Genomic DNA, 22597 nt, shown 5'->3' on the forward strand with positions numbered 1-22597 from the left:
TTATTTTAAAACGAAATACGAACAGTTTAGGAGTGGTGTTGTTTTGGCATATTAACAAATACCACTCCTATTATTATGATTGCTGCGCCTACGATATGATAAACATGGAACGGTTCATTCAATAATAATATGCCAGATAGGATTGTGATGAGTGTAGCTAAATTATTAAATACTGTCACTTGTATCACTGGCAATTGAGAGACGGCGTAGATAGAGAGTAATGATGTACCAAATGTTGAGAGTACGCCAAGGAAAATTAATGAAGCAAGATAAGGGATCTGAGTCAATGACTGTCCGTAATTTGAGAATGTGCCGCCACTGAAGAAATACACTACATTAAAAAATATGAAACCAATCAACATGATATAAATCGTTATTTTAATAGGGGCGATCTGTTGTGAAACATGCCGGGATAACACTTGCCAAATCGCTGTAGCAAAGACTGAAAGTAAAATGAACAAGTTACCCACGAAATGCAGTTCGTTGACATCTTGGACATTCATCAGTTGGAGAAAGATGACACCAGCAATGCTTAGAAGAATACCAATCAACTGTGCCTTGCTTACAGCTTCCTTTAAAAATAAAATGCCTAACAATACCGTGATTGCGGGAGCCACAGCTTGGATAATACCAGCTTCAGTCACTGTAGACTGACTGAGCCCATAGATTTGGCTACTAAAGAAAATAACTGGATAAAAAATAGAAATAACAATGACAAGCATGAGTTCTTTAATATTTAATTTTAAAGATAATGGTTTAAATATAAAGAATACGAGCACACCAATAAAGGCAAAGGTAAAACGTTGCGCCAAAATTAAGATTTGGCTTTCGAACTCGATCGATATTTTCACAAACATAAAGGATAAACCGATAATAACAGAAAATACAAATGCAGCAATGAGTGCTTTATGATCTTTCATGCGGAACCTCCTTTAGATATAACATAATGGAATGAGACGCTATTTAGGAGATGAAATGAATCAAATGTATCGATACAAATTACTATTGAGTCGTATGGATTTCTCTACAAACGGATAGGTTAGAAAAAGGAGGTCTGTGATGAATAAATATCAAACGATTGCGAGTACATTGTCTCAATTGATAGATGAAGGGCGTTATCGAGATCGTCTACCAACGATCAGATCACTAATGACGATGTTTCGTGCGAGCCAGTCTACAATTAATCAAGCGTTACAATTATTGATTCAAGCGAATAAGATTTATAACAAACCCCATTCAGGTTACTTTATTATACCCAATCACGTTGAAAAAATGGAATCCCATTCGGTTTATGATTTTTCAACAGCATCGACGTCGTGGACTGATTTTCCTATGGCGCATTATGTTCACTGTTTAGAGATCGCATTTAAGAATGAAAAAGAAGATTTATTTACGTATGGTGATGTGACGGGACAGACGTCGTTGAAACAGTCGTTTCAATCATTATTAGCCGATCAACATATCTTTGCGAAAACGGATCAAATTGTGATTACGAGTGGTACCCAACAAGCACTACATCTCTTAGCACTCATGATGAAGACCAACCATGACAAAATATTAATCGAGCAACCCACGTATCATCAGATGGTGAACCTCATCGAAAGGTTGGATTTGAATTATGCGACATACGGAAGACATTTAGAAGCATTTGATATGGACGCTTTTGAAAAGGTGGTCCAGCGTACACAACTTGATTATGTTTATTTAATGCCACGCCTACACAATCCGCTCGGCACGACGATTTCTGAGGCGGACAAGATTAAACTCATCCGACTTGCCCATCAATATCATTTTTATATGATAGAAGATGATTATCTCGGTGATTTTGAACATCATAATGCATACAAATCTCTCTACGAATTAGATGATCAACAATGCGTCATTTATTTAAAAAGCTTTTCGAAAATCATGTTCCCTGGGCAAAGATTAGGATTCGCTGTACTACCTGAGAAATTAAGCGAACCATTTATCAAGATGAAAGAAATTGCAGACATTCAAACGAATACGTTAAGTCAATTGATGATGCAGACATTTATACAAAGCGGCCTTTATGATACGCATAAAAATAACGTCATCTCGAAACACCGCCAAAAAGTGAAAATATTACAGCAAGCTTTAAAGCGTTATTTTCATCATTATCAGTATAACGATAACAATAAATTACACACGGTGATTAAATTACCCAAACGTATCAATATGACTGGATTGTATCGAGACTTTGAAAAGTTAGGCATCGGGGTAGATGATTATCGAAAAAATTATATGCCGGGATTTCCTGATAGGGATAAATTTTTAAAACTTAATACGACACGTATTGCAGAAGATCAAATTGATCCAGGCTTACGCCTTATACGACAAGCGATCCGTCATAATCAAATATTTTAAAAGCAGACCACAATCGATATGTAAGCGCAAACATTGTTTCAAACTTTATACCATGTAAGACCCATAAAAATTGAATTTTAGATTAGCCAATAGGATTAAAAGATGCTATAATACACCCTATGATAATGATTATCAGTTGCTGTTAGAAATTATGAATAGCATAACGATGATTGAGATAAATATTGTATTTGGCACACAGTTCAAATTTTATATATAAGCAAAGATCAACCTATAACCTTAAGAAGGTATAGAAGAATAGGAATGTTACCTTTATCACAGCTTAGAATTCAATTGCTTTGGGAGGAAAGATGAGTATGACTCGTTTAAATGGTAGAGAGGTTACAATAGGTTATGGCGATAACATCATAGTCGATAATTTAGATGTACAAATCCCTGATGGTAAAATTACTTCTATCATTGGGCCAAATGGTTGTGGGAAATCTACATTATTAAAAGCACTTTCTCGTTTGCTTGCACCTAAAAAAGGTGAAGTGTACTTAGATGGTGAAGATATCAATCGTCAATCTACAAAAGAAGTGGCGAAAAAAATTGCGATTTTACCACAATCACCAGAAGTTGCTGATGGGTTAACAGTAGGAGAGTTAGTCTCTTATGGTCGTTTTCCACATCAAAAAGGATTTGGTCGTTTAACCGCAGAAGATAAACAACAAATAGATTGGGCGATGTCTGTCACTGGAACAGATCAATTCCGTTATCGTTCCATCAATGATTTGAGTGGTGGTCAACGCCAACGTGTTTGGATTGCAATGGCTATTGCTCAAGGTACGGATATTATCTTCTTAGACGAACCAACCACATATCTAGATATTGCGCACCAATTGGAAATATTAGAACTGGTGACTCAACTTAATCAAGAACAAGGCTGTACCATCGTGATGGTCTTACATGATATTAATCAAGCCATTCGTTTTTCAGATCATTTAATCACGATGAAAGACGGTAGCATTGTGGCAGAAGGCAGCACTGAACAAGTGTTGACGAAAGAAATCTTAGAACAAGTTTTTGATATAGATGTTGAGATTAGCATTGATCCACGTAATAGTAAACCGATGTTAATGACGTATGATTTATGCCGCAAGAGATATTCCAAAGTATAAGGACACGATGAAATGCAGACGAACAATAAAGGGAATTTTCATTTTATAACAACATTGATTGTAACAGCGATACTGTTGGTTGTGGCATTAATTTTTTCTATTACTTATGGCGCAGCAGATATCCATATTTCAACGATTATGGATGCAATATTCCACTATGATGTGACAAATCAACAGCATAATATTATTAGTGAAATTCGTATCCCTCGAGATATAGGCGCACTCTTAGTTGGCGTATCACTCGCCACAGCTGGGGCTGTCATTCAAGGCGTAACGAAGAATAGCTTAGCAGACCCAGGATTGATTGGACTAAACTCAGGTGCGCTTTTCATGTTGGCGCTGACGCTCGGATTTTTCCCCGCAGCGCCATTTCTTGTGCTCATGTTTGCAGGATTTTTAGGCGCAATGCTTGGGGGTACGATTGTACTCATGATGGGTCGCGCCCGAAGTGACGGTTTTAACCCGATGCGTATTATTTTAGCTGGTGCGGCTGTCAGTGCGATGTTAACAGCACTGAGTCAAGGGATCGCATTAGCCTTTAGAATTAACCAAGACCTTACCTTCTGGACAGCAGGTGGTGTTTCCGGTACAAATTGGAATCAACTCTTTTGGTCGACACCGTTTATTTTGATTGCCCTCATTTGTATTCTCGTAATGAGTAAACAATTAACGATTTTAAACTTAGGTGAGTCGCTTGCGAAAGGGTTAGGACAAAATGTATCACTCATACGTGGCGTATCCCTCGTATTATCTATGATCTTAGCAGGGATTGCTGTAGCGATGGTCGGTCAGGTCGCATTCGTAGGATTGATCGTGCCACACATTGTACGTTACTTAGTAGGCACGGATTATAGTCGTGTTATACCTATGACTGCGTTATTAGGTGCGTTACTCGTCCTAGTCACAGATACCCTTGCGCGTATGTTAGGTGAAGCACCTATGGGCGCAATCATCTCATTTATCGGCGTACCTTACTTCTTATATCTTGTTAAGAAAGGAGGTCGCGCAGCATGATTGATCCTAAGATTAAAGCCAAACAACGCATGGCGATTTTGATCCTAATTGTGCTCTTGATTGCCGCAGTTATCTGGAGTATGACCTCTGGGGAATACAAATTAACGTTTCAACAGATTTTACATACGATCCTCGGACAAGGGGAGTATACTGAAAATTTAATATTACTTGATTTCAGAATGCCGAGAATGCTCATCACATTACTCGTAGGTGCTGCCCTCGCGATGAGTGGTGCAATTATTCAAAGTATCACGCGTAATCCGTTAGCTGAACCAGGCATACTCGGTATCAACGCGGGTAGTGGCTTTGCGATTGCATTATTTATCACGATTGGTCATATCGATCCAAGCACTTTTGTTTACGTCTTACCTTTAGTGAGCTTAATCGGTGGTATCATCACCTCTCTCATTATATTTGGCTTGAGTTATAACAAAGGTAAAGGGATTACCCCTTCCAGCATGGTGTTAATCGGTGTCGGTTTAGCGACAGGGTTAACCGGTGCTTCATTGACACTAATGGCTAAGTTTGATGAAGACCAAGCTGAATTTATTGCGACTTGGTTCGCAGGTAATATTTGGGGAGATGAGTGGGCCTTTGTCCTCGCATTTTTACCATGGGTATTGATTATCGTTCCATTTTTATTTGCGAAATCCAATGTCTTAAACTTATTAAACACGCATGAATTTGTTGCGCAAGGTGTTGGTGTTCGCGTGAGTATTGAACGCTTTGTGTTGTTAATTACAGCCGTAGTCTTATCATCAGCTGCTGTTTCAGTAGCAGGTTCAATCGGCTTTATCGGTTTAATGGGACCTCACATTGCGAAGTCAATTGTTGGACCACGCCACCAATTATTCCTACCGATTTGTATTTTAGTGGGTGCCTGTCTGTTAGTCTTTGCCGATACAGTAGGTAAAGTGATTTTACAACCTTCAGGCGTGCCCGCGGGTATTGTGGTTGCCGTGATTGGTGCCCCTTACTTCTTATATTTAATGTATAAAACAAGATCAGTTTAGTGCTATTCAGCGGTTGAGACCTTACTTTAAAGTGTCTCAATCGCTTTTTTGTATTTTTGCGTTGAATTGGAAAATGAATTGACTTAAATGGATTTAGTTTTTAAGAAAGCGTTCACAGTGAAATTCGTATGATGGACTGTAATTGAGGTATACTATAAACAACTTAGATTGGAGGAGGTTAGGAGTATGAAAAAATTAATCAAAGCACGTGAACAAATGATTAAAGATATGTTAGCAGGTTTAGATATACAAGATGATACGGTAACAGTGATTGAAGATACAGTCGTTGTAAGGGCACAACAAAAACAAACAGGTGTCGCTATCATTTCAGGAGGAGGAAGCGGTCATGAACCCGCGCATGCTGGCTATGTGGCTGAGGGCATGTTAGACGCGGCTGTATGTGGTGAGATTTTTACTTCGCCGACTCCAGATAAAATATTAAGCGCGATCAAATCTGTAAATACTGGCGACGGGGTGTTACTGATTGTAAAAAACTACGCCGGTGACGTCATGAACTTTGAAATGGCTCAAGAAATGGCAGAAATGGAAGACATCCCTGTTGAAATGGTAGTGGTTCGAGATGATGTCGCTGTGAGCAATGTGGAACAACGAAGAGGTGTCGCTGGTACCGTACTCGTGCACAAATATGCAGGGTATTTAGCTGAACAAGGTCAAAGCTTATCATATATTAAAGACAAAGTTACTGCGTTTAATGAAGGCATCAAATCGATTGGTATGGCCCTCACTGCGCCTTACGTACCGACAACAGAACAATATGGCTTTGATATAGCTGAAGATGAAATGGAATTAGGTATCGGCATTCATGGTGAAAGAGGAATCTCTAAAGAACCGATGCAATCTGTCGATGAGGTTGTTCAACGTCTCCTTGATACATTATTAAAAGAAGTGGACACGAAGCAGGTTGTAGTAATGGTAAACGGCATGGGTGGTACGCCACTATCTGAACTCAACATTGTAACGAAGTATACTGCCGAATTATTAGACCAACATGAAATCAAGGTGCAACATTGGTTTGTCGGAGATTATATGACGTCACTCGATATGCAAGGTGTGTCACTTACACTTGCACCTGTGACGGATGATCAATTAACCGCATTAACTGCACGCTCAGAGAGCCAATATTTTAAATAAGGAGTGTCATGCATGGATGTACATGAAATGAAAGAACGCTTTATTCAATTAGGAGACGTATTTGAAGACCAAGCTTCTCTCTTAACTGAGCTTGATCGAGCAATCGGTGACGGGGATCATGGTGTGAATATGTTGAGAGGATTTCAAGCCCTCCCTTCGAAGCTCAACGATAGTTCAATGGCTGAGTTATTTAAATCGGTAGGTATGACGCTCATGTCACAAGTAGGTGGAGCGTCTGGACCTTTATATGGCTTTAGCTTTGTGAAAATGGCACAAGTTGTCCATGATGAGATCGATAGAGCCAATTTAAAAGAACTATTACAAGCTTTTTCTGACGCTGTGGCACAACGGGGTAAAGTAACTTTAAATGAAAAAACAATGTTTGATGTCATTGAACGTGCACGTCAAGCAGTCGCAGAAGATCAAACAGTCTCTCTTAAAAAACTTCAATACTTCGCTGATGAAACGAAAGAGATCGAAGCGACAAAAGGGAGAGCAGCTTATTTTAAAGAGGAATCTTTAGGACATATCGATCCAGGAGCTCAAAGTAGTGTTTATATTTTAAACGCATTAATAGGAGATGAGTAATATGACAAGTATTGTATTGGTGAGCCATAGTGATCAAGTGGCTCAAGGTACGAAAGCAATATTACAACAAATGGTTTCCAATGTAGAAATGGTGGGTCAAGGTGGTCATCAAGGAGAGATTGGAACTTCATATGAAGTGATTCAACAAATGATTGATGGCTTAAATGATGATGCGATTTGCTTTTACGACATCGGTTCAGCAGGAATGAATTTAGATATGTCACTTGAGCTTTATCAAGGTTCGCAACGTATTGTAAAAGTAGAATCACCTATTGTGGAAGGTAGTTTTACAGCTGCAGTGAAACTCTCCCTTGGTGCTTCTATTGATGAAGTCCTCGATGAATTAGACAACAATTTTCCTAAGAGCAGTCAATAAGTTATATGATGTTATAAAACAATTTTAGAAACAAAAAATTTAAGAATCATTCAGTTAACAAATGATTAATATAGCAAAATATGATAGAATGTAGATTGATTGTAAGAGAAATGAAAAGTAGGAGGACAAAGAGCCATGAAAGATTTAATAAAAAAACATGTCTTAAACGGCGAATTTGAGTCTGTAAAGCGCTTAATGTCCGAAACAGATTTTATGGATTTTGAAGAAGCATTTATTTCTAGTGCGCATGAAGTCGAAAGTACAATGTTTTACACATGTGTATTAGATATGATGAAAGAAGAAGAAACTGCTGAATTACACGATTTGGCTTTCTTACTTCTCGTGTATCCGTTGAGTGAATTTAAAGGTGCTTTAGATTCAGCTTACTATCATGCAGAGTCTTCTATCCAGTTAACTGACGGTAAAGAAGTTAAAAGTTTACTTCAAATGTTGTTACTTCACGCAGTACCAGAACCAGTGATTTCTGATAAACATGCGTTAGAAGTCGCACGACAAATTTTAAAATTAGACCCATCAAACAACGTGGCGCGTAATGTAGTGAAAGTTACTGCGAAACGTCTTGATCAAGTCGTAGTTGACTTTAATGAGTTAGCCCAATTCAAAAATACGGACTGATTGTTTCTTGTAAAAGCGAATTACAATGAGTTGCGCCTACTTATGAGAAAAATGAATAGAGATTTAAATCAGAATGAAGATGGAACGCCCTCAACGTTAACCTCATCGGTTGACGATCAGGGCGTTATTTTAATGTGAATGGCTATCACAAGAAATTTTGAGTTAAAATATACCATTGTTGAAGATAAAATCACAGTCAAAATTAAAAAAAGAGAGAGGCAAATACGTCCAAAGATGGACGGAAATGAAATTTTTAGGGTGGAAATTTTACACTTTTATAAATGTGTGAATTTTCTCAAACATCCTGGTAAATATTCGGTATAATGTATAGTTATAAAAACGTAAATTGCCTCGTTACCTCTATTAAGGTAATCCGTAATATTTTGAGTTTATTTTTATTACTTGAAAGAGATTATTTAAAATTAAATTTTAATGTATTTTGTAAACTTCACTAAGTGCAATTATGTAAAAATACACTTGTTAGCATTGCATTATGTTGTTAGTACGTTATAATATTTTAATGTGTTGACTATGAGGAGGTAAAAAAATACATGGGCTTTAATAAAGAAGCAATAAAAATTGGTTTTGCTTATGTGGGGATTGTAGTCGGCGCCGGTTTCTCTACCGGACAAGAAGTCATGCAATTCTTCTCACAATATGGACTATGGGCATATGTCGGTGTTATCCTATCTGGATTAATTCTCGGATTTATCGGCCGACAAGTTGCTAAAATTGGTTCAGCATTCGATGCTACCAATCATGAGTCTACATTAACTTATTTATTCGGTAATGGTTTAGGTAAAGTTGTAGACTATCTATTAGTTTTCTTCCTATTCGGTATTTCAGTAACAATGATTGCCGGAGCAGGATCAACATTTGAAGAAAGTTTTAACATTCCAACATGGTTAGGTTCATTAATCATGGTAGGTATCATTTATATCACATTATTAATGGACTTTGAAAAAATCGTTCGTGCTTTAGGTGTTGTTACACCATTCTTAATCATTTTAGTTGTGATTATCGCAGCTTATTATTTATTCAACGGCGATATAGGATTAAACCAAGTTAACGATGTAGTTGAAAATGACAGTCCTTGGTTAGCTATCCTCTATGGTATTAACTATGGTGGTTTAGCATTCGCAGTTGGATTCAGTACTGTCGTTGCAATCGGCGGTGACGCATCTGGTAAACTTGTTTCAGGTGCGGGTGCATTATTCGGTGGTGTGGTATACATGGTATTACTCGCACTTATCAACTTTGCATTACAATCTGAATATCCAGCAATCAAAGACGCATCAATTCCTACATTGTCATTAGCGAATAGCATCCATCCTTGGATTGCAATTATCTTATCTGTCATCATGTTGGCAGTGATGTACAATACAATTCTTGGACTAATGTACTCATTTGCTTCAAGATTTACAGAACCGTATTCTAAAAAATACCATATCTTCATTATCGTAATGGTATTAGCAGCATACGTTCTAAGCTTCGTAGGATTCGATGGACTTGTCGATAAATTATACCCAATCATGGGTTATGTAGGCTTAATCGTTGTTATCGGCGTCCTTATCAAATATTACCTACGTAAACGTAAAAACAAAAACTTCATTGCTTAATGTTAGAGCAATATTGAGATAAGATGTATCTTAAGTAGAAAGCTCAAAGTGTAAGAGATTACGCTTTGAGCTTTTTTGTTGTTTGATAGTAATGCGGGCACCATTGTCTTATATAAATTTTTGAATGTCAGCTTAAAGTCACATAGACTAGATATATGTATTGCGTTAACCATATCAACGTAAAATAAATTGTGATACAATGCTTTCGAAAGGAAAGGTTTTTATGCAGCAGAGACGTAAATGGCTGATCATTACGATATGTGTCATTTTAGCCGTGGCTTTATTGACAGGGTTACGCTTAAAATATCATTATGATGAAGTACATAAGAATGAAGGTACAAAACAGAAAGTACAAATCAATAATAAAAAAGTGAATTCATTTATCGACATTACATACAGTGAAGCCATTCCGAATAGTCGTCTGGATATTATTACGCCACGGAATTTAGATCGAGATAATAAACTCCCAATCATCTTTTGGCTTCACGGGGGAGGTTATATTGCAGGAGATAAGCAATATAAAAACCCTTTACTCGCAGAAATCGCGGAACAAGGGTATATCATCGTAAATATAGATTATGCTTTAGCACCGGAGTATCGTTATCCAACTCAATTACAACAAATGGATGCGGCTGTCCGTTTTATGAAGCGGAATACACACAAGTTACCGATTGACTTTAATCAAGTCGTCATTGGCGGAGATTCTGCAGGCGCGCAAATGGCGAGTCAGTATATCGCGATGCAAACCAATCAAAAATTGCGTGAGAATATGCACTTTGAACAACAGTTCCAGCCTGATGCAATCAAAGCTGCGATCTTTTATGGTGGGTTTTATGACATGAAGACAGTGAAGGCGACTGAGTTCCCACGGATTCAATTATTTATGGAAAGTTATACCGGAGAGCATGCATGGGATAAACAATTTAAAAATCTGTCTCAAATGTCTACGATTAACCATATAACTGAAGACTATCCAGCGACGTTTCTATCTGTCGGAGATGCAGATCCATTCGTCAGTCAAAATCAGTCATTTAATGAAGCGTTAAACGCGAAAAATATCCCAGTATCGACATTCTTTTATGATGGGTCACACCATTTGAAACATCAATATCAGTTCCATTTAGAATTACCAGAATCTAAACGGAACATTGAAGAAACATTGAAGTTTCTCAGTCGTAACACGTCATCATCGACATTAAACCAATCTTCAGACTCTGATGAAGGCGTTACATTAGATCCATATTAATTTTAAAAATGCGTAAAAAAATACGTCCGTCAAAGTTTACACTAACGCGTAACACTTTGATGGGCGTTTTTTAAGTGACTCATTGTATGAAGTTAGGTTGTATTAAATTAATAATTTAGCCATGACGTATTTATTATAATAACGGTCATCAATATATAATTTATCACGTAATTCGCCTTCAATTTTAAAACCGGCATCTTTGAACATATCAACGGCTGTGGTATTTTCAGGGACGACCGATACTTCGATGCGACGAATTTGATGATTCGTACACCAGGCTTCGACAGAGTTAATAAGGGCACGACCTAATCCACGCTCACGATAATGACGTATCACACCTAAGGTCACTTTCGCTTCATGTTTCGTTCGTTCTAAACTTTCAGTCGTCACAATCGTATAGCCGACAAGTTCTCCATTATGTTCTGCTACGAAGATGGCGTTTGCCGGTGAGGTAATAAAGTATTCAAGGTGATCGATGGCATCTGTTTTAGAGGGTGCATACTCACCTTGGTTGTATACCAAATAATCAGATTCATCATATATTTTACTTGCTAGAGAGACAAATTCATCTACATCTTTAATACTGATTTCTCGAATCATATGCGACATATCATTTCACCTCAATTCGTAAATCTCTATATACTATTATAGTATAAAATTAAATCAATGACTTAAATTTAGAAGAAATTTTTTAACGTTTAAAAATATTAACAAATACAAAACATTTTGTGTATCTCATCGTAAAGTTGATATGTCTTTTAAATGGGTGGGGCGCCCGTTGCGTATCTTTTCGATTGAGTTGCACTACATAGATTAACACAATAAGGGATTTTGTGGAAATTTTGAGGTGGAATAGAAGAACCGCATTTTGAATGTTAAGAATTTGTAAATTTAATTGTGAGATTGTAAATTTTGTGCTATTTTCAAGTTAAGACATTTTTGATTTATGAGATTATGCCACCATTATGGTCGATCGAGATGAAATAGCATGGGGGCTATTTTGTGTCGGACGCGTATCTTATCAGTCTTTGTGTCGAAAGGGATTAAATAAATTTATTGAAGCGGAGCAAACATAAATGTAATGGAGGTACAAATGTATTTATGTTTTGGCCCCAATCGGAGGATTATTAAATGTTTAATAAGAAAAAAGATAAGTTTATGATTCAACTAGAAGAGATGGTCTATAATCTAGACCGCGCAGCAATAGAGTTTGGCAAAATGGATTTTAATACTCACCTAGATCTTAAAGCTTACTCAGATAACATTAAAACTTATGAATCACACGGTGATGAACTCATGCATCAGGTGATATCTGATCTGAACCAAACGTTCATTACACCAATCGAACGCGAGGATATCTTATCATTGTGTAACGCGATTGATGATGTGTTAGATGCGATGGAAGAAACATCAGCAATGTTTGAAATGTATTCAATCGAATATACGGACGATTACATGGCTGAATTTGTAGATAACATTCAAAAAGCCGTTGCTGAAATGAAACTCGCAGTGGGGCTACTCGTTGAGAAAAAATTATCTCACATGCGTATTCATTCTATTAACATTAAAGAATTCGAAACAAACTGTGATGGCATTCTAAGACAGTCTATTAAACATATTTTCAACAGTGAAACAGACCCAGTTACATTAATCAAAATTAAAGAAATTTATGAAAGTATGGAAGAAATATCCGATAAATGTCAAGCTGTAGCAAATAATTTTGAAACTATTATCATGAAAAATAGCTAAGGAGACTTCAAAATGGATTATATACTTGTCATTACGATTGCGATTGTTATTTTCAGTTTGATTTTTGACTTTATCAATGGCTTCCATGATACAGCCAATGCGGTAGCAACAGCCGTATCGACGAGAGCATTGACGCCAAAGGTTGCTATTTTCCTAGCTGCAATTATGAACTTTATCGGTGCATTGACGTTCACAGGGGTTGCTGGAACGATTACAAGCGATATCGTTGATCCATTCAAACTACAAAATGGATTAGTCGTTGTGCTTGCGGCCATCATCGCAGCGATTGCATGGAATTTAATCACGTGGGTGTACGGGATACCAAGTTCTTCTTCACACGCGTTAATTGGTGCGATAGCAGGAGCAGCGATTGCGTCTCAGCATTCCTTTAATGTGTTACATTATCAAGGTTTTTCAAAAATCATTATCGTGCTGTTATTGTCTCCTTTAATTGCATTCTGTGTCGGATTTTGTATTTACAGCGTTGTGAAAATTGTATTCAAAAATGCAAATCTAACAAAAACCAACCGCAACTTTAGATATTTTCAAATCTTTACTGCGTCACTACAGTCATTTTCTCACGGAACGAATGACGCACAAAAATCTATGGGGATTATTACGTTAGCGTTAATCGTCGCTGGATTACAAAATGGCGGTAGCGTGGAACCACAGTTCTGGGTTAAAGTGGCCTGTGCGACAGCGATGGGTCTAGGTACCGCAGTAGGGGGCTGGAAGATTATCAAAACCGTTGGCGGTAACATCATGAAGATTCGTCCAGCCAACGGGGCAGCAGCTGACTTATCTTCTGCCTTAACTATCTTTGTCGCATCGTCATTACACTTCCCATTATCTACGACGCATGTCGTATCTTCATCTATTTTAGGTGTAGGTGCGTCAAACCGTATTAAAGGTGTGAAATGGAATACGGCAAAACGCATGGTCATTACTTGGGTGATTACGTTACCAATCTCTGCTATACTCGCAGCCTTGGTATTTTTCTTCTTTGATATTTTTCTTTAAAATGATTGCTACATCGCACTTGACGTGTAGGTGGCTACATATTCTCATAACAATATAAAATAAGGCATGGATTTAACTAAGTCAGTTAAACCCATGCCTTTTTCGTTGTGTAGTGAATATTTTTAACATGAAAAAACCCTTCGAAGTCTAACCGTAATGGCTAAGTTTCGAAGGGTAAATAAAAAATGATTAATGAATGTAATTATAGCTTGATACTTCTGATGCTGGGATTGTACGGTAATCTACCACGCCTGGTGGTGTATTGTAGTTCATTTCAGAAATGAGAAGACTGCCATCTGGGTTGACTTGTTCAACATAAGCAACGTGTCCTACAGCACCTGCGTATGTTTGTAAGATTGCACCAGCTTCAGGTCTGTTATCTACTAAATAACCATCTGCAGCTGCATTGCTTGCCCAGTGATCAGCGTTCCACCAGTAAGTGCTGATACCTTGACCAGTTTCAGCACGACGATTGAATACGTGCCAAGTACATTGACCCCAGTCATATAAGTTTTGATGGTTGAACACTGGAGAGTTCGTTGAGTGTGATGAGTTATTTTGAGTAGCGCTACTACCACTGCCTCCACCAGATGTAGTTGATGTTGATCCATTAGGAATTGTTAATGTTTGATCTGGATGAATTAAATAACCATTTAAATTATTCGCACGCATTAACGCATCTACAGACACACCATATTGGTTAGCGATCATGTTTAATGATTCTCCTGATTTTACAGTATGTGTACTACCAGAAGATTGGCTTGTACTTTGTGTAGATTTAGAACTTTGGTTTGAACTAGAGCTAGAGCTGTTTGAGCTACCACCGATTGTAAGAACTTGACCTGGGAACACCATGTTGTCAGTTAAATTATTGTTCTTTTTGATGGCATCTACTGAAGTATTGTGTTGTTGTGCAATACTCCAAAGTGATTCACCGGATTGAACTGTGTGCTGAGTCGAAGCTTCAGCGTCATGACTAGCTAAGAACGCTGCAGCCCCTGATGCTGCAGTAAGGGTAAAAGCTAACTTTTTCAACGATACTCCTCCTTTAATTCAACTAAGTCTGTAAATGACTTATATTCTTTTTGTATTTAAATTTATTCGGATAATAAGACAATTCATATCGTAACAAAAATTAGAGCAGCTGTGGGGGTTTGTTATGAAGATGTAACATTTAGTAATAATTGATTTTTTAAATTAAAGTCTTAAAAATACGTCAATGACGGGAATGATTAAAAATTACATAAAAATAGCTTTTATAAAAAGTACGTAATCCTGTAATAATTGGTTACATATTGAATTGCTTGATTAGGGTAGTAGATTTTGTGAAAATGTAAACAGTACTACAATAAGAAAAAGGGGGCCTATCGCATGGCTGATACAGCATCGAAACAGGAAAAGAAAGAGAAAAAAGAGAAATCTGAAAGTAAATCATACGGCAAAGTATGGCTATTCTTTATCTATTATTGGCTTATCTTTGGTGTGGGTTGCTATTTCGGACAATTCTTACCTATGGAATGGAGAAAACCATTATCCCTCGTGTTACTTGTTCTTGTCTTAGCTAACTTATTTATTAAACACGGGCGTAAATATGGTATCGTAATGTCTCACATCTATACACTTGCGATTGGGCTATTTTCTTTTGCGACATTTACTATTTACTTGCAAAATTTAGGCGCAGAAGTTTTCTATAAAAACGTCATTCTCGCAATCAGTGCATTTATCGTATTCGGCTTAATTGGTTACTTCTTAATCAACGATGCATCTGGTATGGGAAGATACTTATTTGTAATCCTCGTATCACTCATTATCGCTGGTATTGTTGGTATCTTTATTAACAATCCGGTTTATCATACCATTACAACAATCGTTGGTTTACTATTATTCTTAATGTATACGATCTTTGACTTTAATCGTATGAAACGCGGTAACTTTAATGCACGTGAGCTCGGTTTCAATCTATTCATCAACTTACTCAATATCGTAAGAGATGTGTTTAGATTAGCTGATCGCGTTAGAAAATAAAGAATGAAAATAGTGTTTTTATTGTTTTCAATAGAGACATAAAAATAGAGGAGATAGAATAGACACGAGGATTGTGTTGTTCTATCTCCTTTTGTTATGATGCAACGAAACAGAGATATTGTGCACATTGTTTAGCTCTTTGAAGAGATTATGACAATGTCTCTAGCTTACATCTAGGTATATCAACGCTTTTATTGTATAATGATAATATCTATGACATGATTTTGAGAAAGTGAGATGAAACCATGGGACGTAAATGGAATAATATAAAAGAGAAAAAAGCGCAAAAGGATAAAAATACGAGTCGTATTTATGCGCGCTTTGGTAAAGAAATCTATGTGGCAGCACAATCAGGTGAACCTGATCCAGAAGCCAACCAAACATTACGCTTAACATTAGAAAGAGCGAAAACATATTCAGTACCCAAACATATTATTGATCGTGCCATTGAAAAAGCTAAAGGTGGCGACGAAGAAAACTATGACCAATTACGCTACGAAGGCTTTGGACCCAATGGTTCTATGATCATCGTTGATGCCTTAACAAATAATGTGAATCGTACAGCATCAGAAGTGAGAGCGGCATTCGGTAAGAATGGCGGCAATATGGGTGTATCCGGCTCAGTATTATATATGTTTGACCACACAGGTGTCTTCGCATTTGAAGGACATGATGTGGATGACATTTTAGAGTCACTTATGGAACAAGAAGTGGATGTTCGCGATGTATTTGAAGAAAATGCCCTTGTGGTGGTTTATGCAGAACCGGATCAATTCGCACAAGTTCAAGATGCGTTGAAATCTGCTGGCGTAGATGAGTTCAAAGTAGCAGAATTTGAAATGTTACCACAAACGGAAGTGGAACTCTCTCCTGAAGATCAGGAAACATTTGAAAAATTAGTTGACGTACTTGAAGATTTAGAAGATGTGCAAAATGTCTTCCATAATGTTGAGTTGAAATAATGGCACAAGATTCTATACAGCAACTCATCGATACATTGGAACTCGCACCACATCCTGAAGGTGGTTATTTTAAAGAGACGATTCGAGGCGCTTATGATGAAACGTTGAAGCGGGAAAGCTATTCTAGCATTTATTTCTTGCTGACGCATGACAATATTTCACATTATCATCGCATCGATGCGGATGAAATATGGTACTTTCATGCCGGCCAAACGTTGACACTACATTTAATCGATCCAGAAGGCCATTATGAGACAGTGACGTTAGGTCCGAATGTTGAAGCGGGTGATGTCTTGCAATATGTTGTGCGAAAAGGAACGATTTTCGCTTCCTCCGTGGAACAACCTGAGCAGTATGCGCTCGTAGGTTGTATGTGTCAGCCAGCATTTCAATTCGAGACGTTTGAAATGATTGCACGAGAAACATTGGAGCATGACTTTCCTGATTTAGCACATCAAGCGCTTCAATATGCCTTGACTGAAGCTGAGGTAGAGGCATCCCAATCTTAAAATGTGGAAGGTTGTCGCTAAACATTTTAACACGGTGTAAAGTTCATAATGCTGAACTTTAACTTTATATAAACAGCGGTTTTTATTACAAAATAATAAGAATCGCTGTTTTTGTTTTTTAGGGTGTCATTTGTGGGAAATAATGATGTTGAAAGGGATATAGATGTTAAATTATCCATGTCAAAGGAGCGCAGTCATTTTCTAACTTCTGTAAAATACATGCGATGCCACAAATAAATATATTTGAACCTAAATCGTAAAATATGGTTATGATTAAATATAAAAAACGAGTTATTAAAGATTAGATGACATTAAGATAGCAGTTCTATATAATTAATAACAAGGAGTTGATGGCAGTGAAAGTAAAATATATTGATAAACGTCACTGGCGTCGTATCAATGATAGAGAATACACAGAAGTGAAAGTGAACAATAATAAATTTAAAGGCATCATAGGTCTTGTAACTATGAACAAAGTGAAAGAGCCTTTAGAAGTAACCGTCGTAGGACAAAAGATTGTCGTGGCAGACGACCACTACCAATGGTTACAAATCTTACCTGAAAATAAACGGTACAGTATCACCGTGATGTTGGATGATCAGGGGAATCCATTGGAATATTATTTTGATATTAATATCAAGAATATCACGCAAAAAGGGAACGCGCGTACCTTAGATTTGTGCTTAGATGTATTAGTTTTACCCAAAGGGGAATATGAATTGGTCGATGAAGATGATTTATTACACGTGTTAGAAGAAGGGCAAATTACACGTAAACAATATCACGAGGCATATGTCATCGCACACCAATTAATGATACGTATCGATGAAGATTTCCAACAAATGCAAGATAAAATCATGTACTGCTATCACAAGATCAAAGCGAAACATCAAAAACGGACGAAAATGCAACAGCATCGAAAAAATACGAAACCTACGAAAGGCAATCATAAGCCTTTTGCTGAAAAGGTCAAATCTCAAAATCATAAAGCACAAACAACAACGACGAAAACACGGGTAACTCAAAATAAAACATTTAAAGATTTTAAACAAATGAATCACCGCTAACGAAGCGGTATATATAGCAGGGTGTCATTACGGAGCGATACGGCGTTCTAGGTTTGGCTTCGAATCAGTTCATAACATGCACAGGGGGAACATTATGAAAATTGAAGATTATCGCTTATTAACAACGCTAGATGAAACAAAGACATTAAGAAAGGCGGCAGAAATCCTATATATTTCTCAACCTGCAGTGACCCAACGTCTAAAAGCGATTGAAAGTGCATTTGGTGTCGATATTTTCATTCGTACGAAAAAGCAATTAATCACGACAACTGAAGGTAGTATGATTATAGAGCATGCGAAAGATATGTTGAATCGAGAACGTATTTTTAGAGATAAAATGCAAGCGCATATGGGGGAAGTCAACGGCACCATCTCAATTGGTTGTTCGTCACTTATCGGGCAAACACTATTGCCTGAAGTGCTCCACTTATATACACAACAATTTCCAAATGTAGAAGTTCAAGTGCAAGTGGGTTCGAGTGAACAAATCAAAGCGAATCACCAAGATTACCACGTGATGATTATTCGAGGCAACAAAATGATGAATTTAACGAATACCCATTTATTTAATGATGAACACTATTTTATTTATCCTACTGATCGCAGTGAAGCGATAACGAAACAGCCCTTCATCGAGTTTCAAGCAGATCCGATATACATCAATCAAATTAAAAATTGGTACAATCAACAGTTAAACCAAGAATACTATGCGATGATTACTGTCGATCAAGTAGCAACATGTAAAGAAATGTTATTAAATGGGGTCGGTGTGACCGTATTACCTGAGATTATGATGAAGCATATCGACCGAGATCGCTTTGCGTTCCAACGGGTGAATGTCAATGACACACCCCTCATTCGTTCAACGTATCTATGTTATGACGCAAGTATGCAACAATTGCCGCAAGTCGACTCATTTATAAAATTATTGATGGACTTTGTGCGCCAAAATGACGTAGAATAAATCTCTCGCACATTTTAAAGAAGAAGGGAACACCGTTATGATTACCTCATTGTTCAAGATTAAAAACTATAAGCTATTCCTCCTCAACATGATGTTCTTGGGAATCGGGATTGCGACGACTGTCCCGTTCTTAGTCCTATTTGCGACGAATGACCTAGGAATGACGACAGCGCAATTTGGATGGTTGCTTGCATTAGCTGCGATCAGTCAGTTTACGGTTAATTCGATTATCGCCCGTTTTTCAGATACGAAGCGGATTAATAGAAAGTTACTCATTGTGACAGCACTTTTTATGGGAGCAGTGAGTTTTTCTATTTATTTTTATGTGCATAACGTATGGCTCTTTATTATTATGTACGCGCTATTCCAAGGATTGTTTGCGCCTGCCATGCCTCAAATGTATGCTTCTGCAAGAGAATCGATTAACCAATCAGCTTCAAGCGATCGTGCACAGTTCGCGAATGCAGTGCTACGATCTATGTTCTCATTTGGTTTTTTATTCGGTCCATTAATCGGTAATTTACTGAGAGAGTGGCAAGGTTATGCTGGTCTATTTGGCGGTACGGTGACAATCATTTTAATCACATTAATCATGCAAGTGCTCTTTTTCAAAGAACCTAAATCATCTTCTGGAGAAGTCACTTCCGATCAAGTACAGGTTGAAGCAAAAGCGCCGAATATGTTGAAGGATAAAACATTACTTTTACCCTTTATCGCATTTATCTTATTACATATTGGTCAGTGGATGTATACGTTAAACATGCCGCTATTTGTAACGAATCATTTAGGAGAAGATGAAAAATATGTCGGTTACTTAGCGAGTTTATGTGCTGGGTTAGAAGTGCCTTTTATGGTTCTCCTTGGTGCGTTATCAGTGAGAATCGGTACCCGTTATTTGCTGATCTTAGGTGGCATATCAGGCGGATTATTTTATTTTAGTATCGGTGTGTTTAACAGTGTCGCAATGATGTTAGTCGGCCAAGTCTTTCTCGCATTCTTTTTAGCTATTTTACTCGGCTTAGGTATTAGTTACTTCCAAGATATCTTACCGGATTTCCCAGGTTATGCCTCCACATTATTTGCGAATGCTATGGTGTTAGGCCAACTTGGGGGTAATTTACTTGGCGGTTACATGAGTGATATGGTTGGGCTAGGTAATGTATTCTTTATTTCTGCTTTATCACTCTTTATCGGAATAGGTATCATATACATGACCAAATCTCAAAAATTCACGAAACAAGATACGGAGTAGGTTTTAAATATGTCAGTACTTTTATGGTTACTCATTATTGCAGCATTTATTCTCGCTTTTGTCGGATTGATTAAACCGGTGATTCCGTCAGTCCTCATGATTTGGATTGGCTTTTTAATCTATCAATTCGGCTTTCATAATGGTCATCTTTCATGGGTTTTCTACATTTCAATGGCCATTTTGACAGTGCTCATGTTTGTTGCAGATTTTGTGACGAACAAGTATTTTGTCAGTAAATTCGGCGGATCAAAATTAAGTGAGTATGCGGCACTCATCGGTGTCATTATTGGTTGCTTTGTCTTCCCACCATTCGGTATTATCATCGTGCCATTTATCTTGGTGTTTGTCGTAGAACTCATCAAAGAACCTGATGTCCTTAAAGCGTTGAAAGCAAGTTTTGGTTCAGTCGTTGCTTTTCTAACGAGTTCGATCGCTAAAGCGGGCATTCTCATCGTAATGATGGTATGGTTCTTCGTAGACGCATTATTAGTGAACTAAATCCATTTGTGTTTGTATTGCTCAATCGTGATACAGACACTTTTTTTATGCAGAAAAAATCATCATATTGAGCAATCCCAAAGATGTTTTACAAAATTTACAATAATTAATATTGAACAAAACAAAAATTTAATATAAAAAATTATAAGCAAGATGTTGTTTATCTGGGGAATATTTTTGTATAATCTCCCTCGTGTTATTTTTTAAAAAGTAAGGAGGGCTTAAGATGAAATACCCAGTAGCAATTTGGATGCTTGCCATTGGTGCATTCGCAATTGGTATGACAGAGTTTGTAATTATGGGATTATTACCTAACGTAGCGCGAGATTTAGATGTAACGGTTAGTCAGGCAGGGCAATTAATTACCGGTTATGCACTTGGTGTAGCAATTGGTGGACCTATTTTGGTCATGTTAACGATTAAATGGAATCGTAAACACTTGTTAATTCTGCTTATGGCGATATTTATAGTAGGTAACTTGGCAGCGACATTTAGTCCAAGTTATGGTTATTTAATGACAAGTCGTATTATCACTTCATTAGCACACGGTTCATTCTTCGGCATAGGTTCCATCTTAGCCGCGAGCATGGTCAGTCCATCAAAACGTGCGAGTGCGATGGCATTAATGTTCATGGGGTTAAGCATGAGTAATATCTTAGGCGTTCCTTTTGGTACATTAATCGGCCAAGGTTTAGGTTGGAAAATGACGTTCGCAGTGATTGCGGTGATTGGTACTATAACTTTGATTGGTATTATCGTATTGGTACCTTCACAAAAAGAACAAATCCAAAGTTCTGTCATCAACGAACTAAAAGTATTAAAAGACAAACGATTATGGCTCACATTAGCCATTACGCTTTTCGGATTTAGTAGTGTGTTCGCTTACTTCTCTTATATTTCTGAAGTGTTAACAGATGTCTCTGGTGTACCAGAAAATCTCATTTCTTATATTCTCATCATCTTTGGTATCGGGGTGACTCTAGGTAATGTTGTTGGTGGTAAACTTGCAGACTGGGACGTTAACCGAGCTTTACGTATTATATTTGTACTATTTATTCTGTACTTCGTAGCACTATACTTTATCCAAATGAACAGTGTAGTCATGGTCGCAGGTGTGTTCTTATTTGGTCTCATCGGTTTCAGTATGAGCCCATCACTTCAATTCAAAAGTACCTTGGTTTCACAAGATGCACCTACGTTAGCGAGTACCTTGAATCAATCTGCCTTTAACTTAGGTAATGCTTTAGGTGCTTATGTGGGTGGTGTAGTCATCGATCTACTTCCAGTTAGCTCACTTAGTCTTGTCGCACCGGTGTTAACATTTATCGGATTGATCTTCTTACTCATTACGATGCGTGTCGAAAAACATGATCACGTCGTACAATAATTATTTTTACCAAATTA

General features: G+C 37.4%; 23 protein-coding genes. 20 read left to right on the forward strand and 3 right to left on the reverse strand.

Features of this window, described 5'->3' with window-relative positions:
* Positions 1-26 precede the first annotated feature (26 nt).
* Entirely contained in the window at positions 27-920 is an 894-nt protein-coding gene (locus tag APS80_RS09750) for a DMT family transporter (RefSeq protein WP_059108067.1), read from the reverse strand.
* A 139-nt stretch (positions 921-1059) separates the two neighbouring features.
* On the opposite strand from APS80_RS09750, the gene APS80_RS09755 reads away from it, so the two are divergent.
* From APS80_RS09755 to APS80_RS09800, 10 genes are all read left to right on the forward strand, one after another.
* Positions 1060-2385 (forward strand): aminotransferase-like domain-containing protein, encoded by a 1326-nt coding sequence (locus tag APS80_RS09755; RefSeq protein ID WP_059108068.1) that lies wholly within the window; start codon positions 1060-1062, stop codon positions 2383-2385.
* A 314-nt stretch (positions 2386-2699) separates the two neighbouring features.
* On the forward strand, positions 2700-3503 hold the full coding sequence (locus tag APS80_RS09760) for an ABC transporter ATP-binding protein (protein ID WP_059108069.1): 804 nt from the start codon (positions 2700-2702) through the stop codon (positions 3501-3503).
* Positions 3504-3515: 12 nt separating this feature from the next.
* Positions 3516-4517 (forward strand): FecCD family ABC transporter permease, encoded by a 1002-nt coding sequence (locus APS80_RS09765; RefSeq protein ID WP_059108070.1) that lies wholly within the window; start codon positions 3516-3518, stop codon positions 4515-4517.
* On the forward strand, positions 4514-5530 hold the full coding sequence (locus APS80_RS09770) for a FecCD family ABC transporter permease (protein ID WP_059108071.1): 1017 nt from the start codon (positions 4514-4516) through the stop codon (positions 5528-5530). Before APS80_RS09765 ends, APS80_RS09770 begins: the two co-directional genes overlap by 4 nt.
* Before the next feature lie 186 nt (positions 5531-5716).
* A complete protein-coding gene (gene dhaK / locus APS80_RS09775) occupies positions 5717-6682 on the forward strand; it encodes a dihydroxyacetone kinase subunit DhaK (protein WP_059108072.1) in 966 nt (321 codons plus the stop codon).
* Between the two features lie 12 nt (positions 6683-6694).
* Complete coding sequence (gene dhaL / locus APS80_RS09780; protein WP_059108073.1) at positions 6695-7270, forward strand: dihydroxyacetone kinase subunit DhaL; 576 nt, start codon at positions 6695-6697, stop codon at positions 7268-7270.
* Between the two features lies 1 nt (position 7271).
* The gene (dhaM, locus tag APS80_RS09785; protein ID WP_059108074.1) at positions 7272-7646 is read left to right on the forward strand and encodes a dihydroxyacetone kinase phosphoryl donor subunit DhaM; all 375 of its coding nucleotides are present in this window, start codon (positions 7272-7274) and stop codon (positions 7644-7646) included.
* Positions 7647-7781: 135 nt separating this feature from the next.
* Positions 7782-8282: a hypothetical protein gene (locus APS80_RS09790; RefSeq protein ID WP_059108075.1), complete on the forward strand. Its 501-nt coding sequence runs from the start codon at positions 7782-7784 to the stop codon at positions 8280-8282.
* Positions 8283-8833: 551 nt separating this feature from the next.
* A complete protein-coding gene (locus APS80_RS09795; protein WP_059108076.1) occupies positions 8834-9901 on the forward strand; it encodes a YkvI family membrane protein in 1068 nt (355 codons plus the stop codon).
* A gap of 223 nt (positions 9902-10124) precedes the next feature.
* A complete protein-coding gene (locus APS80_RS09800; protein WP_059108077.1) occupies positions 10125-11147 on the forward strand; it encodes an alpha/beta hydrolase in 1023 nt (340 codons plus the stop codon).
* 102 nt (positions 11148-11249) lie between these two features.
* Here APS80_RS09800 and APS80_RS09805 read toward each other — a convergent pair whose 3' ends face one another.
* On the reverse strand, positions 11250-11756 hold the full coding sequence (locus tag APS80_RS09805) for a GNAT family N-acetyltransferase (protein ID WP_059108078.1): 507 nt from the start codon (positions 11754-11756) through the stop codon (positions 11250-11252).
* A 522-nt stretch (positions 11757-12278) separates the two neighbouring features.
* On the opposite strand from APS80_RS09805, the gene APS80_RS09810 reads away from it, so the two are divergent.
* Together APS80_RS09810 and APS80_RS09815 are read left to right on the forward strand one after the other, a co-directional pair.
* Positions 12279-12896: a DUF47 domain-containing protein gene (locus APS80_RS09810; RefSeq protein WP_059108079.1), complete on the forward strand. Its 618-nt coding sequence runs from the start codon at positions 12279-12281 to the stop codon at positions 12894-12896.
* Positions 12897-12908: 12 nt separating this feature from the next.
* Complete coding sequence (locus APS80_RS09815) at positions 12909-13916, forward strand: inorganic phosphate transporter (protein WP_059108080.1); 1008 nt, start codon at positions 12909-12911, stop codon at positions 13914-13916.
* A 189-nt stretch (positions 13917-14105) separates the two neighbouring features.
* On the opposite strand, the gene APS80_RS09820 is transcribed toward APS80_RS09815, so the two are convergent.
* The gene (locus APS80_RS09820) at positions 14106-14951 is read right to left on the reverse strand and encodes a LysM peptidoglycan-binding domain-containing protein (RefSeq protein WP_059108081.1); all 846 of its coding nucleotides are present in this window, start codon (positions 14949-14951) and stop codon (positions 14106-14108) included.
* A 336-nt stretch (positions 14952-15287) separates the two neighbouring features.
* On the opposite strand from APS80_RS09820, the gene APS80_RS09825 reads away from it, so the two are divergent.
* The 8 genes from APS80_RS09825 (at position 15288) to APS80_RS09860 (ending at position 22580) form a co-directional block, all read left to right on the forward strand.
* Positions 15288-15941 (forward strand): Bax inhibitor-1/YccA family protein, encoded by a 654-nt coding sequence (locus APS80_RS09825; RefSeq protein ID WP_059108082.1) that lies wholly within the window; start codon positions 15288-15290, stop codon positions 15939-15941.
* 245 nt (positions 15942-16186) lie between these two features.
* The gene (locus APS80_RS09830) at positions 16187-16903 is read left to right on the forward strand and encodes a YebC/PmpR family DNA-binding transcriptional regulator (protein WP_059108083.1); all 717 of its coding nucleotides are present in this window, start codon (positions 16187-16189) and stop codon (positions 16901-16903) included.
* On the forward strand, positions 16903-17412 hold the full coding sequence (locus APS80_RS09835; RefSeq protein WP_059108084.1) for a cupin domain-containing protein: 510 nt from the start codon (positions 16903-16905) through the stop codon (positions 17410-17412). The genes APS80_RS09830 and APS80_RS09835 overlap by 1 nt, the downstream gene beginning before the upstream one ends.
* Before the next feature lie 356 nt (positions 17413-17768).
* Positions 17769-18479, forward strand: a complete 711-nt coding sequence (locus APS80_RS09840; protein WP_059108133.1) for a ribonuclease FAU-1 family protein — start codon at positions 17769-17771, stop codon at positions 18477-18479.
* A 94-nt stretch (positions 18480-18573) separates the two neighbouring features.
* On the forward strand, positions 18574-19443 hold the full coding sequence (locus tag APS80_RS09845; protein WP_059108085.1) for a LysR family transcriptional regulator: 870 nt from the start codon (positions 18574-18576) through the stop codon (positions 19441-19443).
* Positions 19444-19480: 37 nt separating this feature from the next.
* A complete protein-coding gene (locus tag APS80_RS09850) occupies positions 19481-20695 on the forward strand; it encodes a sugar efflux transporter (RefSeq protein WP_059108086.1) in 1215 nt (404 codons plus the stop codon).
* A gap of 9 nt (positions 20696-20704) precedes the next feature.
* Positions 20705-21193 (forward strand): DUF456 domain-containing protein, encoded by a 489-nt coding sequence (locus APS80_RS09855; RefSeq protein ID WP_059108087.1) that lies wholly within the window; start codon positions 20705-20707, stop codon positions 21191-21193.
* A 226-nt stretch (positions 21194-21419) separates the two neighbouring features.
* Positions 21420-22580, forward strand: a complete 1161-nt coding sequence (locus APS80_RS09860) for an MFS transporter (protein ID WP_059108088.1) — start codon at positions 21420-21422, stop codon at positions 22578-22580.
* Positions 22581-22597: the final 17 nt, after the last annotated feature.

Source organism: Staphylococcus auricularis (assembly GCF_001500315.1).
Classification (GTDB): Bacteria; Bacillota; Bacilli; order Staphylococcales; family Staphylococcaceae; genus Staphylococcus; species Staphylococcus auricularis.

Bases quoted from the DNA above. Each gene is read 5' to 3' on its own strand.
- APS80_RS09750 (WP_059108067.1), bottom strand. From the start codon at position 920: ATGAAAGATCATAAAGCACTCATTGCTGCATTTGTATTTTCTGTTATT.
- APS80_RS09755 (WP_059108068.1), top strand. From the start codon at position 1,060: ATGAATAAATATCAAACGATTGCGAGTACATTGTCTCAATTGATAGAT.
- APS80_RS09760 (WP_059108069.1), top strand. From the start codon at position 2,700: ATGACTCGTTTAAATGGTAGAGAGGTTACAATAGGTTATGGCGATAAC.
- APS80_RS09765 (WP_059108070.1), top strand. From the start codon at position 3,516: ATGCAGACGAACAATAAAGGGAATTTTCATTTTATAACAACATTGATT.
- APS80_RS09770 (WP_059108071.1), top strand. From the start codon at position 4,514: ATGATTGATCCTAAGATTAAAGCCAAACAACGCATGGCGATTTTGATC.
- dhaK (WP_059108072.1), top strand. From the start codon at position 5,717: ATGAAAAAATTAATCAAAGCACGTGAACAAATGATTAAAGATATGTTA.
- dhaL (WP_059108073.1), top strand. From the start codon at position 6,695: ATGGATGTACATGAAATGAAAGAACGCTTTATTCAATTAGGAGACGTA.
- dhaM (WP_059108074.1), top strand. From the start codon at position 7,272: ATGACAAGTATTGTATTGGTGAGCCATAGTGATCAAGTGGCTCAAGGT.
- APS80_RS09790 (WP_059108075.1), top strand. From the start codon at position 7,782: ATGAAAGATTTAATAAAAAAACATGTCTTAAACGGCGAATTTGAGTCT.
- APS80_RS09795 (WP_059108076.1), top strand. From the start codon at position 8,834: ATGGGCTTTAATAAAGAAGCAATAAAAATTGGTTTTGCTTATGTGGGG.
- APS80_RS09800 (WP_059108077.1), top strand. From the start codon at position 10,125: ATGCAGCAGAGACGTAAATGGCTGATCATTACGATATGTGTCATTTTA.
- APS80_RS09805 (WP_059108078.1), bottom strand. From the start codon at position 11,756: ATGTCGCATATGATTCGAGAAATCAGTATTAAAGATGTAGATGAATTT.
- APS80_RS09810 (WP_059108079.1), top strand. From the start codon at position 12,279: ATGTTTAATAAGAAAAAAGATAAGTTTATGATTCAACTAGAAGAGATG.
- APS80_RS09815 (WP_059108080.1), top strand. From the start codon at position 12,909: ATGGATTATATACTTGTCATTACGATTGCGATTGTTATTTTCAGTTTG.
- APS80_RS09825 (WP_059108082.1), top strand. From the start codon at position 15,288: ATGGCTGATACAGCATCGAAACAGGAAAAGAAAGAGAAAAAAGAGAAA.
- APS80_RS09830 (WP_059108083.1), top strand. From the start codon at position 16,187: ATGGGACGTAAATGGAATAATATAAAAGAGAAAAAAGCGCAAAAGGAT.
- APS80_RS09835 (WP_059108084.1), top strand. From the start codon at position 16,903: ATGGCACAAGATTCTATACAGCAACTCATCGATACATTGGAACTCGCA.
- APS80_RS09845 (WP_059108085.1), top strand. From the start codon at position 18,574: ATGAAAATTGAAGATTATCGCTTATTAACAACGCTAGATGAAACAAAG.
- APS80_RS09850 (WP_059108086.1), top strand. From the start codon at position 19,481: ATGATTACCTCATTGTTCAAGATTAAAAACTATAAGCTATTCCTCCTC.
- APS80_RS09855 (WP_059108087.1), top strand. From the start codon at position 20,705: ATGTCAGTACTTTTATGGTTACTCATTATTGCAGCATTTATTCTCGCT.
- APS80_RS09860 (WP_059108088.1), top strand. From the start codon at position 21,420: ATGAAATACCCAGTAGCAATTTGGATGCTTGCCATTGGTGCATTCGCA.